Genomic DNA, 15767 nt, shown 5'->3' with positions numbered 1-15767 from the left:
GCGGTAGGTGTGCACGTGCTCCGGCGCGCGCTCCAGCTCCGCGAACGGTGCCAGCGCGGTGCGCGCCTCCTGCGCCTTCGGGTGGTCGATCTCGAGCAGCACGGTCTTATCCGACTGCACGATCAAGGGGCCGTCGCCGATGGGCAAAGCCGTTGTCCTTTCCTTGGAAGACGTGTGACCCGGCGGTGCGGAAAACGGTCGCGCCGGGGCAGAAACACTTGTATTCCGGGTCTGCTGCTTGAGCCGACCCGAAAAGCGTCAAAACTTCAGGCTAGCGCGAAGGGACGGAGACTGCGATCACTCGGTGCGGGTGCACCGTGAAGGTCTCGCCATCCGGCTCGGTCACTGCGGTGATCTGCGAGGCAGTGACCATCACCACCGAGATCCACGCGCTCACCGTAGAACCATCCGCCTCTGCGTAGCTCAGGCGCACCTGGTGGCCCGCGGCATAGGCCTGACGCAGCGCGGACAGCGCGGCGCGGGGCTCGGTCAGCGTGACTTCGTCGCCCTCGTGGGCCTCGCTCTCGACGCTCGCGGCCCGTCGGTAGCTTTCGATCTCGGCTGCGATGGCCTCCCGCAGCTGCGAGTCGGAATGCCGGCCTGACCTTCCTTGCAGGCGGTGCGGCACGGAGCTGCGGCCGCTGGCCGAGGCATCCTCCGGGGTGCTGCCCGAGAGCTCAAGGCCTCGCTCGGCATCCTCGATGAGGTACCGGATGGACTGCGGCACCGCCGGCAGCCCGCCCGGGGTCATGGTTGAGAGGAACTCTGAGACCTCCTCGCTGCGATGCCCGGTACGGAATGCGGACTGCAGGCTCGCCTTCGTGATCCGCCAGACCGAGGCGATGCCGGAGGATTCCTGCACTGCCATGGCTCGCAGCATCGCCGCGTCTGCCGGAGCCAGCAGGCCCGGGGCCATGACGGTGTGATCGCCCTGGATGATGAGGTACTTGACAGGGGAAGGCAGCAGCTCGTCCAGGCTTGCTGCCAGCGCGACGACGGGGTCGTCGTCATCGTTGTCATCCTCCGCCGCGCTGACGTCATCTGGGGCGTGGGCAGCCGCGGCTGCGGATCGGGCGGCACGAGCCTCAGCGGCCTCGCGGGCTAGCTTCAAAGCCGACAGCGCTGCCGTGGGTTCTCCCAACGCGGTGAGCCCCAGGTCCACCGACTCCGCGACGATCGCCTCCAGCCCCTCCGCGGTCGTGCCCCAGGCCTGGAAAGGCTGCACACGCCACAGCTGATCAGCGAGTTGCGCGGTGGTTGTCGTCGCGCCCGTTGGCGTCCTAAAAAGGAAGGGAAACAACTGGCGGAGGTGAGCCGCATTCGGGTCCAGCAACTCCTCCTGGAAGGCGCGGACATCCAGCGCCTCAGCATGCCAGGGGGCGTAGGGGCTAGCGTGCCAACCGAGCAGCAGCATCGCCCACTGGGTAGCTAGGGAGGCTTCAAGGAAGTCCATGGCTGGCTCGGTCGGAGCCCAGACTGGGCCGTCTCCGGCGGGTGGGTGTGCAAAACCAAGGTCCACCAGGCCTGCCTCGTAAGCCAGCGTGAGGCGGCGGGCCACCTCATCGGAGTCGGTGCCCCAGCGGCGAGCGATGCGGTTCATTTCACGGACCCCAATGCCGCCGGACATCAGCGGCTGAATGGGCTCGGACCCCAGTTCCTCCAGTAGTTCGGTTAAGTCCTGAATCGTCTGGGTGACATTCGCGACCGCCGTGGCCGAGGCCTGACTATTCGGGTCGGTGGTCGAAGGCTCGGACGCCGAATCCTCGACAGCTGCCGGGTCATGGGGGCCGGCCTCGCCGGTCGAACGGTTGACAGGGCGCGCCGGGCGGAAGTCTCCGCCGGGTTCGGCGATCAGGGTGCCCCGTAGGTACTGGGCGACTCGGCCGCTTAACCGGGCGGTGTTCTCATCGATTTGGTCCAAGATCCCGGTGCGCACCAAGGTGGGCAGTGGCTGGTCGGGGTCTGCGCCCGGCCGCAGGGATTCGGAATGGCCCACCCCGCCCGCGTTGTTGAGGGTGCTGAGCAGGCGACGCTGGCGGTCGGGGAGGGCCTCCACCGTGTCGGGTAGCTCCGCCGTGGGGATGGGGCAGCGGTTGCAGTCAGCAAGCCGCCACAGTTCCCGGACCGAGGGGTGGAACATGGTAGTGAGGGGTCCGGGTAGTTTGAGTAGAAGTTCGTCCAGGTGCTCGGAATCGGACGGGTGCTCCGAGTCGAGGGATAGCGACCACCGGGGGCCGTAGATCAGGCCCCATGACGCGCAGGAGCGCATGGCTGCCAGCAGATCCGCCTGGCTGGGGCGGCGCTCGGCCGGCGTTCCAGCGATGTCCAGTAGTTCTGTGGCGGTCGCAATGATGTCGCTGGCGCTGATCCAGTCGTGAGTTGCGTCTAGTTCGAAGCCGGCGTGCAGTACCAGCAGCTCGATGGCGGAGAGGAAGCGAATGCTGGCGCTGTCGAGCAGCGTGTCGTCCAACGCGCCCGCCGCACCAGCCAGCGTGTCGGAACCTGCGTAATAGGACGCCCCGCGGGCGGTGGATCCAAGCTCGGAGAGGGGAGTGGGGGCGAGCAGGTCAATCGCCCCGCGGCTGTGGAGCCTGCCCAGGAGCCCGGCTAGCGACGCGTAATCCTGCCCCAGCAGCCATGCGGGATAGCTGAGGGGAGGGTTCGATGCATCGTCACGGGGAGAGTCGGGGGCAGTCATAGGCAAACCATTCTAATGGACTGGCCCCGCCTGCGTCCGTCGGCAGCGAAGCGCGGGCTTTCCCAAACGGGTGGACCGGTCAGCTGTTTTTCGCCTCCTATGGTGCGATTTTCGGTGTGATGTGAGAAACTCAAACTATGGCGAACGTTGAAAAGAAAAAAGGCTATGTAGACCCGGCGTGGCCGACTGATATTCCAGAGGGTCAGCACGCTGTCACCGAGCTGGTGGCGTTCTCGGCAGGCGCTCTTTCCCCTTACGGCGAGATCGAGTGGCCGGTGGACTCCTCCACTCTCCCGTACGTCCACCCAGACACGGTGATCAACCGCTAATAGCGTTTTCACGCCGTGGGGTTCAAGCTCCCCACGGCGGATTTCGCGTTTCTAACCGCCAGCGTTAAGCGATAGCTGCCACGGGCAGGAGCGGCTAGCAATTACAACAGCCCCGGTCGGCGAGTTTTCCTCGCTAGCCGGGGCTGTGTGCTGTTCGGACTGAAGCGTTGAGCTTAGAGGCCGAACTGGTTCAGGATCTGCTGTGCCTGAGCAACGCGGGCGTTGTGCGCGTTGAGGTGGTTGTTGAGGTTCACGCGGTGAGCCTTGTAGAACTCCTCGACCGGTGCCGGGACTGCCAGGCCTGCAGCCTCGAAGCGCTCGACGATCTGCTGGTAGACCTTATCGATCGCCAGGACGTCCTTCTGCTGGGCGAGCTGGGAAACAGCCTTCTTGGCCGTAGCCTGCGGTGCAGCCTTCTTCGCAGGCACGTCGCGCTGGGTCGGGGCAGAGTTCAGGCCCAGCTGTGCGGAGCAGGACGGCCATGCGCCCCAGCCCTGGCCTGCCAGGACCTTCTCGGCGACGGCGATCTGCTGCTCACGGCTTGCCTGGTATGCGTACGGTGCGTACTTCTGGCCACCGTATGCGTTCCAGGTGGACGGGGAGAACTGCAGGCCACCGTGGTAGCCGTTGCCGGTGTTGATCTGCCAGTTGCCGCCGGCCTCACACTGAGCCAGGCGGTCCCAGTCAGAGTCCGGTGCAGCGGAGGCTGCCGGTGCGAAAGCGGCGGCACCTGCGGAGAGTGCGGCACCTGCGACGGCGATGCGGCCGACGGTGGAGATGGAGTTGCGCTTCGAGTGGCGTCCCATTTTTTCTTGAGTTTCCCTTCCGGTGGCCGGTGCTGTGACCGGCCGAAAACCGTTCGTTTCGTGTTCTCTTGCTTCAATGGTGCGCCGTGCTGATGTGCGCGACGCTGTGAGCGTTCTGCTCTGTGCTGAGAACACACGCTAGCCGTTTATAACGAAATAGTCACGTTCTTCGGGAAGAAAACCCGCCGCGCGTTCGGTGGGAGGCCCTTATAAAAGGCATTTGACCTGGCCGTTAATGAAAAATAACGAATCGTAATTTTTTCCGGGATTGTGACGTATTTCACCGATCGGGGCGGGGTTTCGGCGCATTGATGTGCCACGCAGTGGCCTGCGTCATGGATTGTGCACTCGCTGGGGCGGCCTGCTAATTTCAGCTTCTTCAGTAGCCCAGGGGTGCGCGCCGAAGCGGGTATCCTGGAGGTTAACACTGGGCGGGATCGCACATTCACCGTGCGGACGTTGCTTGCGGCATCCGCCCCACGGCGCGTGAAGCCTCGCGGGAAAGACCGCACAGCGCGCCAAGGTAAGGAAGAGAAGAAAGGTGAGGCAACATGCCAGTCGGTAAAGTTCGTTGGTTCGACGCCGACAAGGGCTTCGGCTTTGTATCCAATCCTGGTGAGGAGGACGTCTACGTCGGCCGCCAGGTTCTGCCCGAGGGGGTCACGGAACTCGTCCCAGGTCAGCGCGTGGAATATGAGTTTGTGGCTGCCCGTCGCGGACCACAGGCGCTTAGCTTGACCATTCTGGACGCCGGTCCCCGCCGCGCCCAGCACCGCTTTAAGCCAGAGCAGCTGGCTGGCATGGTGCAGGACACCATCAACCTGTTGGACTCCGAGGTTGTTCCGGTCCTGCAGGCGGGGCGCCGACCGGATCGCCGTGACTCTCGCCAGATCGTCGAGATTCTTCGCACTATCGCGCGCGAGCTCGATTCCTAACCCCCGTTAGCCCCTAATAACACCCTTGCGCCCCGGCAATGCCGGGGCGTTCCTTTTGCTCTGGCTGTTATTTTCCGGCCGGGGAGATGGCCCATACCGTGGCCACGGGGGTCTCCTCGCCGTCAGCGTCGCGACCGACGAGCAGGGAGTGGATTTCCACCACGGTGAGCTCGGGGTTGGATCCGTCGGACTTCTTCTTCTCCGACTTCAGCCGCACCGTGGTCTCGGTCGTCTCGTTGGCCTTGTGGTACTGCTCGTCGTTCGCGCCCGGGTCGTCGAAGATGCTGAGCATTGCCCAGTCGTGGTCGTAGACATCCTCCGGGATGCGGAGGGTGATCTCCTCCTGGCCCTTGAAGTCCAGCTCGAAGGGCTTTCCTGGCTCGCAATCGGGGTCGTCGATCTCGCAGGCCGAATACGGTGGGATTTCTACCTCTTCGTCCCCGACGACGGCGACGACGCGCTGGTTTTCCGGCAGGGTTCCCTCGCGGTTGTTCTGCCACCAGTTCACCGCTAGTACGGCGCCGACGATCACCACGACGAGCGCGAGAATGCTCAGCATGGTGATCAGCTGCTTGCGCTGCTCTGCTTTGCGGCGCTGCTTCGCGCTGGGGCGGGAGCGCTGCGGTGCGCCCTCCGCCGGGGTCGGCTTGCTTGCGTTGGCTCGCTTGAGGAACTGCTCGGTGTCCTCGGGACGCGGTTGAGAGTTAGAAGAGTTCACGGCTACTCATGCTAACTTGCGCCGACGCAAAGTCGCAGTGGCTGCCCCTGCCGGGCGCACCCCCGCAGCGTGCGATCGGAGAATACCTTGAGGAGGGGAGTGGCGGCCCGTAGCTCCTACGCGGGCTCGAAGGTGACCTCGTACATCGTGTCCCACAGCTTCCCGGTCAGGTAGAAGCGGTCGGTTCCCGGCACGTGGGCGATGCCGTTGAGGACGTCGACCCCGGCCTGCCGAGCGGTGGGCACCAGCCCCGTCATGTCCACGACCCCGGTGACCTCCCCGGTGGCGGGGTCGATGCGGTAGATCTCGTCGCTTTGCCACACATTGGCCCAGACCTCGTCACCCCGGCAGTCGAGCTCGTTGAGCATGGTGGTGGGCTCGCCGCCGCGCGTGACATCCACGCTGCCCGTGGCGGCGAAACTCTCCGGATCGCGGAAGGTCAGCGTGCCGGAGCCGTCACTCATCACCAGCTGCTCCCCGGTGGAGCAGATTCCCCAGCCCTCGCCCTCGTAGCGGACTTGGTCCAGTTCCTTTAGGGTGTCGGCGTCCCGCCGGAATGCGGTGTTTTCCTTCCAGGTCAGTTGCCAGACGGTGGCGTGGCCGTCCTTATCGACGTGGCGGGTGACCCCTTCGCCGAAGTAGCGGCGGTCGAGGTCGTGGCTATCGGACTGCTCACCGTCGATGGTGCTGTGGTAAATCCGGGATTCGCCGTTGCGGCCCGTCCCCACCAGGAGTTTTCCTTCGTCCACGACCTCCACGCCCTGGGTGAAGCTGGTGGCGTCCCACGGGTGCTCGGCGATCACGGTGGCCTTGAGCTGCTCTGGCTGGCGGGCATCTTCCGCTGCCGTGGCGGGCCCGGCGGCCTGGGTGGCCTCGTCGTCGGCGGAGCCGCAGCCGGTCAGCAGGCCAGCGGCGAGTACCGCACCGATCATCAGCCGGACAGGCCGGCGCGCAGAACGGGCAAAAGCTGCAATGGTCATGGCCTCCATTGTGCCCCAGGCGCTCGGCTGTGCCCCGCTCGGTGGCGTGCAGGGCATAATGGGGGAGATGACTAAGCACAAGAAACAGCGCGACCAGCTGCTCTTCAGCGCCGAGGCCCGTGAGATTGCCCGGGAGGTAATCACCGAGGCAGCCGAGGGGGAGGTGGGCGAGCACCTCGGGGTGAAGGTTCCGCCGCGCCAGGGGCAGGACTCCGGGCACGTGGCCATTCACCGCTTCGCGAGCCTCACCCCCGGATATAAGGACTGGGAATGGATCGCAGTGCTCGCCGCGGTGCCGGGCAGCCAGGAGATCACCGTCAACGAGGTCGCCCTCCAAGCAGGGGCGAAGGCCGAACTCGCGCCCGAGTGGGTTCCCTACGAAGATCGCGTGCGCCCGGGGGACCTGGGCCCCGGCGACACCCTCCCGCCACGGGAAGACGACGAGCGCCTGGCGTCCTGGGACGAGCTGGCGAAGGACCGGCGCGCTGAACTGGAGAACTTCCCCCGCAACCAGAAGGCACCACAGGCGCTGAGCGCGAAGGGACTGGCCGACACCCTGCAGCGGTGGCGGAAGGGCAACTTCGGCCCGAACTCTGAGTTCGCGGAGAAGGCGGCGATGAGCTGCAAGACCTGCGCTTTCTACCTGCCGATCAATAACCCCGATACCCAGTTCGGCATGTGCACTAATGAGTATTCCGCCGATGGGCGCGTAGTGCACGCGACCTACGGCTGCGGCGCGCATTCGGAGACGAAGGAGGAGTTCGACTCCACCGGTGGCCGCGAGTACGGCGCCTTCGACGACGGGATCTAAAGCCACCACGGTCGGCGCAGCGTCTGGCGCGGTTGTTGCCGCATCCCCGGCCACCCGTAGGTAGGGCTCCGCGCAAGTTCTGACCGCAGCCCCGCGACCAGCCCCGGCCACCCCCGAGCCAACGAGGCTGTTGGTTGCAGAATCTTGGGCCGAAGTGAGAATCTCTTAGGCGAAATAACACTGCGTCCGAAGGGATTGTGCACGTCCATGTCCACCTCCGCCGCCTCACCAGATTCGGCTCCATCGCAACAGCCCGCCCGTAGCGGGTTGGATCGCTTCTTCCACATCACGGAGCGTGGCTCCACCATCCCCGACGAGATTCGCGGTGGCGTGGTCACGTTTTTCGCGATGGCCTACATCATCATTCTGAACCCGCTGATCCTGGGAACGGGCGCGGACGTCAACGGCGACGTCCTCGGCACCTCCCGCGTCGCCGCGGTGACGGCCTTCGCTGCCGGCGTGATGACCATTGCTTTTGGTGTCATTGCCAAGTACCCGTTCGGTATCGCCGCCGGCCTGGGCATCAACACCCTGGTCGCGGTGACTTTCGTTGCTACCGAGGGGCTGACCTGGCCAGAGGCCATGGGCCTGGTGGTCATCGACGGCATCATCATCGTCCTCCTGGCCGTCACGGGCTTCCGCGAGGCGGTCTTCAACTCGATCCCGGCCAGCCTGAAGGCTGCGATCGGCGTGGGTATCGGCCTGTTCATCGCCATGATCGGCCTGGTGGACTCCGGCTTCGTCCGACGCGTCCCGGATGCCGCTGGCACCACTGTCCCGGTCGGCCTGGGCATCAACGGCTCGATCGCTACCTGGCCGACCCTCGTCTTCGTCCTCGGTTTGCTGATCTGTGGCGGGCTCGTGGTCCGCAAGGTCCGTGGTGGCCTGTTCATTGGCATCGTCATCAACACCATCATTGCGGTCGTCATCGAGGCACTCGCACCGTCGGGCGCGTCTTTCGAGAACGGTGAGCCGAACCCGAAGGGCTGGTCCCTGTCCGTGCCTACCCTGCCGGATTCTGTGGGCGGCCTGCCGGACCTCTCCCTGCTGGGTGCGGTCGACCTGCTTGGTGCTTTCTCCCGCGTGGGCGTGCTCGCAGCCTCCCTGCTGGTGTTCACCCTGGTGCTCGCGAACTTCTTCGACGCCATGGGCACCATGACCGCGCTCGGTAAGCAGGCCAATCTCATGGATGATGAGGACCGCCTGCCGAACCTGAAGACCGCCCTGGTCGTCGAGGGCGCGGGTGCGGTCGTCGGTGGCGCGGCATCTGCCTCCTCCAACACTGTCTTCGTGGACTCCGCCTCCGGTATCGCTGACGGTGCCCGCACCGGCCTGGCGAACGTCGTCACCGGCCTGCTGTTCCTCGCCGCGATGTTCCTCACCCCGCTGTACGAGATCGTCCCGATCGAGGCCGCGGCACCCGTTCTGGTGATCGTTGGTGCGATGATGATGTCGCAGGTCAAGGACATCAACTTCAGCGACTTCTCCATCGCACTGCCGGCGTTCCTGACGATCGTCGTCATGCCGTTTACCTACTCCATCGCCAACGGCATCGGCGTGGGCTTCGTGACCTACGTGGTGATGTCCGTGCTCGCGGGCCGCGCGAAGAAGGTCCACCCGCTGCTGTACGTCGTGGCTGCACTGTTCGTCGTGTACTTCGCTGTGGACCCGATCCTGGGGGCGATTAACTAGTGCATCTGGCCCCGATCGCCATCACCGACCCGGCAGACCCGCGGCTAGACGATTTCCGGGACCTCAATTCCTCGGATTCCCGGCCCGACCTGCCGGGCGGCAAGGGGCTGGTCATCGTGGAGGGCTCGCTGGTCGTGCCACGACTGTTGTCCTCGGGGTACCCGGTGCGGTCGGTGGTCGGTTTCGAGGGCAAGCTCTCCGTTCTTCAGGACGTCACCTGCTCGGCCGCCCAGCCGGCCGGCGGACCAGTGGTCTACCAGGTCTCCCGCGAGGTGCTGCGGGAGGTTGCGGGCTTCGACATGCACCGCGGACTCGTAGCCGCGGCGGACCGCATCCCGGAACGCACGGTTCCGGAGGTCCTGGCGGATATTCCCGCTGGGCCGAGCGTGATCGCCATCCTGGAGGGCGTGGGGGACCACGAGAATATTGGTGCGCTCTTCCGCAACGCCGCGGGCCTGGGGGTCGATGCGGTGCTTTTTGGTGCGGCAACGGCTGACCCGCTGTATCGTCGCGCGGTACGCGTGAGCATGGGGCACGTGTTGCGCGTGCCGTGGGCGCGTTTTTCGGGCAAGACGACGAACTGGCAGCACGGCCTGGACGCGGTCCGGGAGGCAGGCTTTCAGATCATCGCGATGACCCCGGACACGGAGCTGAGTTTGGCGGACGCGGTGCTCGCGGTGCGTCGCGAGCAGGGGGAGGGGGCGCGCATCGCGATCATGGTTGGTGCCGAAGGTCCGGGTTTGACGGAGCACGCGATGCGCGCGGCCGATATGCGGGCGAAAATTCCGATGATGCCGGGGACGGACTCGCTGAACGTGGCGACGGCCGCCGCCATCGGCTTCTACGCCAGCCGCTACTAGGGGGACGGCGGCGGTGACTGGGGCAGGCCGACGCGTGCGTTAGTTCCGCCCGCTATTGCGCGCCAGGCGCTGGGCCTCGTCGCGGAGCTTGCGGCCCATGTTCTTGATCCCGTAGCGGCCGCCCCAGGCCTGCTTGGCGCCGCGCACGGCGAGCCTACCGGTGGCGGCGGCGACGTCCTTCGCGAGCTCGGCTGCTGGCTTGACCTCAGTGTTCGATGTGCCACCCGGGGTGTAGTCGTCGTAGCTGGCGCCGTCGTCTGTGCCGGACAGTCCGGAGTCCTCGGCGGACTGCGAACGCGCTCCGCTAAGGCGGGCAGGATCGGTGGCCCGCGACTTCGTCTCTGGCCGACCGTCGGTAGCGAAGGCGCTGATGTGGATGCTGGGGCCCGAGCCGTCGGTGCGGAACCCCAGCCACTCCTCGGCGGCGGCCGCGGCGATCTCGTGGGGGATAAACGGCAGCTGGATGCCTGTGGCCTCGGCGTTGCCCTCCCAGAAGGGCATCTCGAAGGGCATCGGAAGGCCCACGTCCTCCAGGATGTTCTCCCGGGTGGCGCTGAACGCCCGTTTGAGGGTGCCGCCGGACCAGTGGGCGAATCCGCCCAGACCAGCGTAGGTCTGGGAGTCCTCGGATTCGCCGGCGTCCTCGGGCACGTAGGCCGTGGCATACACGTCCGCGGCAGCGACGAGGTTGCGGTAGCTCTCCGGGATCTCGGAGAGGCGCAGTAGGCCCGGCATGATCGTCTGCACGACCGAGACCTCGGGGAACGCGCCGATGTAGAACTCATGGACATCGGGTGAGGTGCTGCGCGTCATGTCGAAGTCCCCGATGTGCGTCAGCGGCCAGGCCGGGTTGACCTGGGCGAGGTACTTGCGCGCGAAGCCACGGTCGGGGGCGGGTTCGGCGTCCAACACGCTGCGGGGATCCGCCGCGTTAACGAACCACAAGGTGACCAGCGTGTGCGGCTGGGTGATGACGACACCCTGGTTGGGGTTCGCGGTCTCTTCGGCCATGGCTTAACCCTATCGACGGTGTGCTTTAGCGCTTCTTCTTCGGATTGGTGCGTACGCCCAGCAGGACGTCCTCCCAGTGCGGGGTAACGGCCTTGCGGCGGCGCTTCTTGCCCTGCTCCTCGGTCGGATGCAGGAGGAAATCCTCGCCCTGCTCGGCGCCCGATTCAGCGGCCTCGCCGCTGGCCGGTGCATTGCCTTGCTCCGGTGCACGCTGATCCTCGCGGCGCTCGGGGGTCGTGCCTCCCTGGGTGTTGGCGAACAGGTCGTGGGCGCCAGCGGCCGGGTGACCACCACCGCTCTCCGCATTGTCCACCGGGTGCAGCGGGGTCACGCTGCGCACCGGCTGGGAGAAACGAGGATCCACGAGGTCGCGTGCCACGGAATCCAGCGGGTGGACCAGGTTGTGACCACCGGTGGCGGAGGGCTCGAAGAGGAACTCAGCGGAGTGCGTGTTGGTCTGGCCAGCCGCGGCCTTCGCCCAGCTGACGGTCACGACCCACTGTCGGGACTGATCCTGGTGAGCATCCCACTGGGTATCAGCGACGTTCTCTTCGCGCGCGGCGAAGGCGGTGGCCAGCGCCTCCCACAGCGTGTGTTCAGATGTGCCCTCGCTCGTGGCTGGGCGGGCCGAGCGGGCCAGCTCCGCGATGCGGGAGCGTTCCTGCAGGATGGGCCACGCATAGGGCTCGATGCGGGACTCGTCCGTATCCGCTTCCTCGGCGAGTTCCGCGATGCTGGCGCCGTGGCGAACCCGGTCCTGGATCACGCGGGGGCTCAGTGCGATGCGGGTGCGGTGCGGTCGCCCGCTGCCCGCCTTGGTTCCGAAGCCCTTGCGGACGCGCTCCTCGTCTGCGGACTCCTGTTCGGTTTGGCGGGCACGCTCGCGCTCGGCACGGGCCCGGGACTCGTTTTCCCGCAGCTCGGAGAAAGCGGCGGCCAGCCCGTCACCAGAGGTGCCGGAACCGGCGTCGTCCTCCGAAACATCCCGCGCTTCGGCATCCGGAGCCTCGGTGTCTGCCGCCGGAACCCCGGCCGCGTCCGCAGCCTGCTCGGAGCCGTGCTCGGAGCCCGACTTGCTGCCCTCGGCCGCGCCCAGCAGCTCGCGGAGTTCGTCGGTGACCGCGAGGAAGAACTCTTCGGCAGGTTCAGCCCCCGCCGGTGCCTCGGCGGGTACGAAAACCAGCGACTGAGCATCGCTGTCAGTCGTTACCAGTTTCAGTTCCCTCATTGGGGCCTCCTCACGCCTAAAAATCACTCTTAACAACTTTAACGAAGATTGCCTGCCGGTGTGTCGCAGTCACAGTGCTTGTTGGGTAACGAATCCCAGGCAGGTACGTCGGCGCCGGCCGGGCCCGGGTGATTCTCGGGCGCGCGGCCGGCGCAGGGGAGGGGCTAGAAACCAGCCCCGCTGGATCAGTTACTTCGCGGCGTGGCCGTTATCGAGGATCCAGTCGATCGCGGCGGTCAGCTTCTTGACATCCTCCGGGTCGATGGCCGGGAACATGCCGATGCGCAGCTGGTTGCGGCCCAGCTTGCGGTACGGCTCGGTGTCCAGGATGCCGTTGGCGCGCAGGATCTTGGCGATCTGCGCGGCGTCGATGGACTCGTCGAAGTCGATGGTGCCCACGACCAGGGAGCGGGCGGATGCCGGGGTGACGAACGGGTTGGCGCCGTCGCGGCCCTCAGCCCAGGAGTACAGGTGGCTGGAGGACTCGGTAGTGCGCTTGACCATGCCGTCCAGGCCGCCGTTCTCATTCATCCACTGCACCTGGTTGTCGAGCATCACCAGGGTGCCGACGGCCGGGGTGTTGTAGGTCTGGTTCTTACGGGAGTTATCGACGGCGGTCTTCAGGTCCAGGAAGGCCGGGATGTAGCGGTCGGTTGCGGCGATCTCCTCGACGCGCTCGATCGCGGCAGGGGAGAAGGCGGCGAGCCACAGGCCACCGTCGGAGGCGAAGCACTTCTGCGGGGAGAAGTAGTAGGCATCCGTCTGGGCGATGTCCACCGGAAGACCACCAGCGCCGGAGGTGGCGTCGATCAGGACGAGCGCATCGCCAGCCGGGCGGGTGACGTCCACCATCGCACCGGTGGAGGTCTCGTTGTGGGCCCATGCGACGACGTCGGCGTCCGCGTTATCCAGCTGGGACGGGGACGGTGCGGTGCCTGGCTCCGCCTCGACGATCTCCGGGGCGTCGAGCCATGGCGCCTTCTTGGAGACGGTGGCGAACTTGCCGGAGAACTCGCCGTAAGTGAGGTGGGCGGACTTGTTGCGGATCAGGCCGAAGCTGGCGGCGTCCCAGAATGCGGTTGCGCCACCGAGGGAGAGGACGATCTCGTGGCCCTCAGGGAGGCTGAACAGTTCGCTCAGGCCCTCGCGGACGCTGCCGACGACGTCCTTGACCCCAGCCTGGCGGTGGGAGGTGCCCATGATGGCTGCGCTATCGGAGATGGCCTGCAGCTGAGCTGGGCGAACCTTGGACGGGCCGCAGCCGAAGCGGCCGTCGCCGGGGATGAGTTCCTGGGGCAGAGTTGGCAGTTCGTTGTTTGGGGTTGCCATAGATTCGGACCTTCCTTGCTGTCCTAACTGTCCTCACTGCGTGGCCGCGTGAGGCGGTGGGCTTTGTGGTTCAGTTCTCATTTTAGCGGGCGGCGTTCTGGGCGCTGCCACCCGCTGGGGGTAGTGGCGACGCACCCCAAGAATGTCGCGTAGCTCACATATGACGTAGAATGTTGGGGTATCCCCACGGCGCTGTGGAACGGCAGCGGCAGGGAACTTCACTAGAGCCGCCTGGCGGCTCGGTGCCCGCTAATGCGGGCGCAGCACGCAAAGTTTCAAGGTGTACGCCGCGAGACGAGCCACAAGCGCTATACACTGTTAGCTACGGACGTACTCCGCGTGTGGAGATATCGCACGTGAACTTTTAGAAAGGGATGGCAATTGGCTACCGATAATCAGGACAAGGCCGTTCTCCACTACCCAGGTGGAGAGTACGAAATGGACATCGTCAGGGCGACCGAGGGTAACGACGGTGTCGCGCTTGGCAAGATGCTGGCTGAAACCGGCCTGACCACCCTGGACCCTGGCTACGTGAACACGGGCTCCACCAAGTCCGAGATCACCTACATCGACGGCGCAAACGGCATTCTGCGTTACCGCGGTTACGACATCGCTGACCTGGCTAACAATGCCACCTTCAACGAGGTCTCCTACCTGCTGATCAACGGCGAGCTGCCGAACCAGGATGAGCTCAAGGAGTTCTCCGAGCGCATCCGCCGCCACACCCTCCTCGATGAGGATTTCAAGGCCGCATTCCGCGTCTTCCCGCGCGATGCTCACCCGATGAGCGTCCTGGCTTCCTCCGTGAACATTCTGTCCACCTACTACCAGGATGACCTGGACCCGCGTGACCCGGAGAAGCAGCAGCTGAACACCTACCGCCTGATGGCGAAGGTCCCGATGCTGGCTGCCTACGCTTACCGCGCATCCCAGGGTAAGCCGTACATGTACCCGGACAACTCCCTGAACGCTCGCGAGAACTTCCTGCGCAGCATGTTCGGCTACCCGACCGAGCCTTACGAGGTTGACCCGGTCGTCGTCGACGCGCTCGACAAGCTGCTGATCCTGCACGCTGACCACGAGCAGAACTGCTCCACCTCCACGGTCCGCATGGTTGGCTCCTCCGACGCCAACATGTTCGCTTCCGTCGCCGGTGGCATCAACGCGCTGTCTGGCCCGCTGCACGGTGGCGCTAACCAGGCCGTTCTGGAGATGCTCGAGGACATCCACGCTAACGGCGACAACGCCGACGAGTTCATGACCAAGGTCAAGAACAAGGAAGACGGCGTGAAGCTGATGGGCTTCGGCCACCGCGTCTACAAGAACTACGACCCGCGCGCGGCAATCGTGAAGGAGTCCGCTCACCAGATCCTGGATCACCTGGGTGGCGACCATCTCCTGGACCTGGCTATGAAGCTCGAGGACATCGCGCTGAACGATGACTACTTCATCGAGCGCAAGCTGTACCCGAACGTCGACTTCTACACCGGCCTGATCTACCGCGCGATGGGCTTCCCGACCGACTTCTTCACGGTCCTGTTCGCCATCGGCCGTCTGCCGGGCTGGATCGCTCACTACCTGGAGCAGGTCAACGACCCGACCGCGCGCATCAACCGCCCGCGTCAGATCTACACCGGCCAGGGCGAGCGCAAGCTCAACCGTTAATTGTTGCTAGTCGGGCCGCGTGAGAACGTGGTTCGCGTCAGCTACGTCGGCTACGTACAGTCGGCGCCGTGACACCCCGCCTCCTGCATAGGGCAGGGGCGGGGCTGTTCTTTGAGAAGGAAACTTGCCGGTCTGTGATGGCCGGTGTGAGGAGAGTGGCAAAGAATGTCGAAGCCGCAGATTGACGCTGGGTCTGGTCCGGCGCCTGAAGAGCTCGTGATCGAGGACCTGGTGGTCGGCGATGGTGCTGAGGCCGTGCCTGGCGGCATGGTTGAGGTCCACTACGTGGGCGTGGACTTCGAGACCGGCCAGGAGTTCGATTCCTCCTGGGACCGCGGTGAGTCGATCCAGTTCCCGCTCTCGGGTCTGATCGCTGGTTGGCAGGAAGGTATCCCGGGCATGAAGACGGGTGGTCGCCGGAAGCTGACGATCCCGCCGGCGCTGGCTTATGGTCCGGCTGGCACCCCGCACCCCCTCGCGGGCCGCACGTTGGTCTTCGTTATCGACCTCATCGATGCGAAGTAACTGGCACAGCGTGATCGACTTGATCGACGCGAAGTAGCTGGCAGGCGTCGTCCTTCCGGGCGGCGCAGGCTAGATCGAACGCACACAACCCTCGCCTGGTTCTATGAACTAGCCCCCGAAAGTTGGACTGGTTTAATTCTAGGCGGTGAGGGGTTCAAGGGTCTGATTCCGATATTGCAT

General features: G+C 65.4%; 15 protein-coding genes. 7 read left to right on the top strand and 8 right to left on the bottom strand.

All coding sequences use genetic code 11. The annotated features are described in order from the left end of the window. Positions 1–147 (bottom strand): helicase-associated domain-containing protein (locus tag QP413_RS09195; RefSeq protein WP_284781519.1); only part of this gene is annotated, 147 nt, incomplete at its 3' end. 124 nt (positions 148–271) lie between these two features. After that, a complete protein-coding gene (locus QP413_RS09190; protein ID WP_284781518.1) occupies positions 272–2698 on the bottom strand; it encodes a helicase-associated domain-containing protein in 2427 nt (808 codons plus the stop codon). Between the two features lie 137 nt (positions 2699–2835). On the opposite strand from QP413_RS09190, the gene QP413_RS09185 reads away from it, so the two are divergent. Then, entirely contained in the window at positions 2836–3027 is a 192-nt protein-coding gene (locus tag QP413_RS09185) for a hypothetical protein (RefSeq protein WP_012360804.1), read from the top strand. Positions 3028–3200: 173 nt separating this feature from the next. Here the strand turns inward: QP413_RS09185 and QP413_RS09180 are convergent, their stop codons facing one another. Next, the gene (locus tag QP413_RS09180) at positions 3201–3833 is read right to left on the bottom strand and encodes a resuscitation-promoting factor Rpf1 domain-containing protein (protein ID WP_041628511.1); all 633 of its coding nucleotides are present in this window, start codon (positions 3831–3833) and stop codon (positions 3201–3203) included. Positions 3834–4384: 551 nt separating this feature from the next. Here QP413_RS09180 and QP413_RS09175 point away from each other — a divergent pair. Further along, positions 4385–4768, top strand: coding sequence for a cold-shock protein (locus tag QP413_RS09175; RefSeq protein WP_015381883.1), 384 nt, complete (start codon positions 4385–4387; stop codon positions 4766–4768). Positions 4769–4835: 67 nt separating this feature from the next. Here the strand turns inward: QP413_RS09175 and QP413_RS09170 are convergent, their stop codons facing one another. Continuing rightward, positions 4836–5486, bottom strand: coding sequence for a DUF2771 domain-containing protein (locus tag QP413_RS09170; protein ID WP_012360801.1), 651 nt, complete (start codon positions 5484–5486; stop codon positions 4836–4838). Positions 5487–5602: 116 nt separating this feature from the next. Continuing rightward, positions 5603–6475 carry a glutaminyl-peptide cyclotransferase gene (locus QP413_RS09165; RefSeq protein WP_012360799.1) on the bottom strand — a complete coding sequence of 291 codons (873 nt, stop codon included), beginning with the start codon at positions 6473–6475 and terminating at the stop codon, positions 5603–5605. Positions 6476–6533: 58 nt separating this feature from the next. On the opposite strand from QP413_RS09165, the gene QP413_RS09160 reads away from it, so the two are divergent. The 3 genes from QP413_RS09160 to QP413_RS09150 all read left to right on the top strand — a co-directional run bounded on the left by QP413_RS09160 (position 6534) and on the right by QP413_RS09150 (position 9829). After that, positions 6534–7277, top strand: coding sequence for a DUF3027 domain-containing protein (locus QP413_RS09160; RefSeq protein WP_231837640.1), 744 nt, complete (start codon positions 6534–6536; stop codon positions 7275–7277). A gap of 207 nt (positions 7278–7484) precedes the next feature. Continuing rightward, positions 7485–8969, top strand: a complete 1485-nt coding sequence (locus QP413_RS09155; RefSeq protein WP_012360798.1) for an NCS2 family permease — start codon at positions 7485–7487, stop codon at positions 8967–8969. Positions 8970–8974: 5 nt separating this feature from the next. Further along, positions 8975–9829 (top strand): RNA methyltransferase, encoded by an 855-nt coding sequence (locus QP413_RS09150; RefSeq protein ID WP_041628618.1) that lies wholly within the window; start codon positions 8975–8977, stop codon positions 9827–9829. A 39-nt stretch (positions 9830–9868) separates the two neighbouring features. On the opposite strand, the gene QP413_RS09145 is transcribed toward QP413_RS09150, so the two are convergent. The 3 genes from QP413_RS09145 to serC form a co-directional block, all read right to left on the bottom strand. Continuing rightward, positions 9869–10840 carry a hypothetical protein gene (locus tag QP413_RS09145; RefSeq protein ID WP_012360796.1) on the bottom strand — a complete coding sequence of 324 codons (972 nt, stop codon included), beginning with the start codon at positions 10838–10840 and terminating at the stop codon, positions 9869–9871. 25 nt (positions 10841–10865) lie between these two features. After that, complete coding sequence (gene sepH / locus QP413_RS09140; protein WP_284781517.1) at positions 10866–12068, bottom strand: septation protein SepH; 1203 nt, start codon at positions 12066–12068, stop codon at positions 10866–10868. Between the two features lie 189 nt (positions 12069–12257). Beyond that, on the bottom strand, positions 12258–13397 hold the full coding sequence (gene serC, locus QP413_RS09135) for a phosphoserine transaminase (protein WP_012360794.1): 1140 nt from the start codon (positions 13395–13397) through the stop codon (positions 12258–12260). A gap of 381 nt (positions 13398–13778) precedes the next feature. On the opposite strand from serC, the gene QP413_RS09130 reads away from it, so the two are divergent. After that, positions 13779–15062, top strand: a complete 1284-nt coding sequence (locus QP413_RS09130) for a citrate synthase (RefSeq protein WP_284781516.1) — start codon at positions 13779–13781, stop codon at positions 15060–15062. 165 nt (positions 15063–15227) lie between these two features. Continuing rightward, positions 15228–15587: an FKBP-type peptidyl-prolyl cis-trans isomerase gene (locus QP413_RS09125; protein ID WP_012360792.1), complete on the top strand. Its 360-nt coding sequence runs from the start codon at positions 15228–15230 to the stop codon at positions 15585–15587. The last annotated feature ends 180 nt before the right edge of the window (positions 15588–15767 follow it).

Source organism: Corynebacterium sp. UMB4614 (genome assembly GCF_030217065.1).
Classification (GTDB): domain Bacteria; phylum Actinomycetota; class Actinomycetes; order Mycobacteriales; family Mycobacteriaceae; genus Corynebacterium.
Note: the sequence above shows the minus strand (reverse complement) of the source record. Positions and strands in the feature narration are given on the sequence as shown.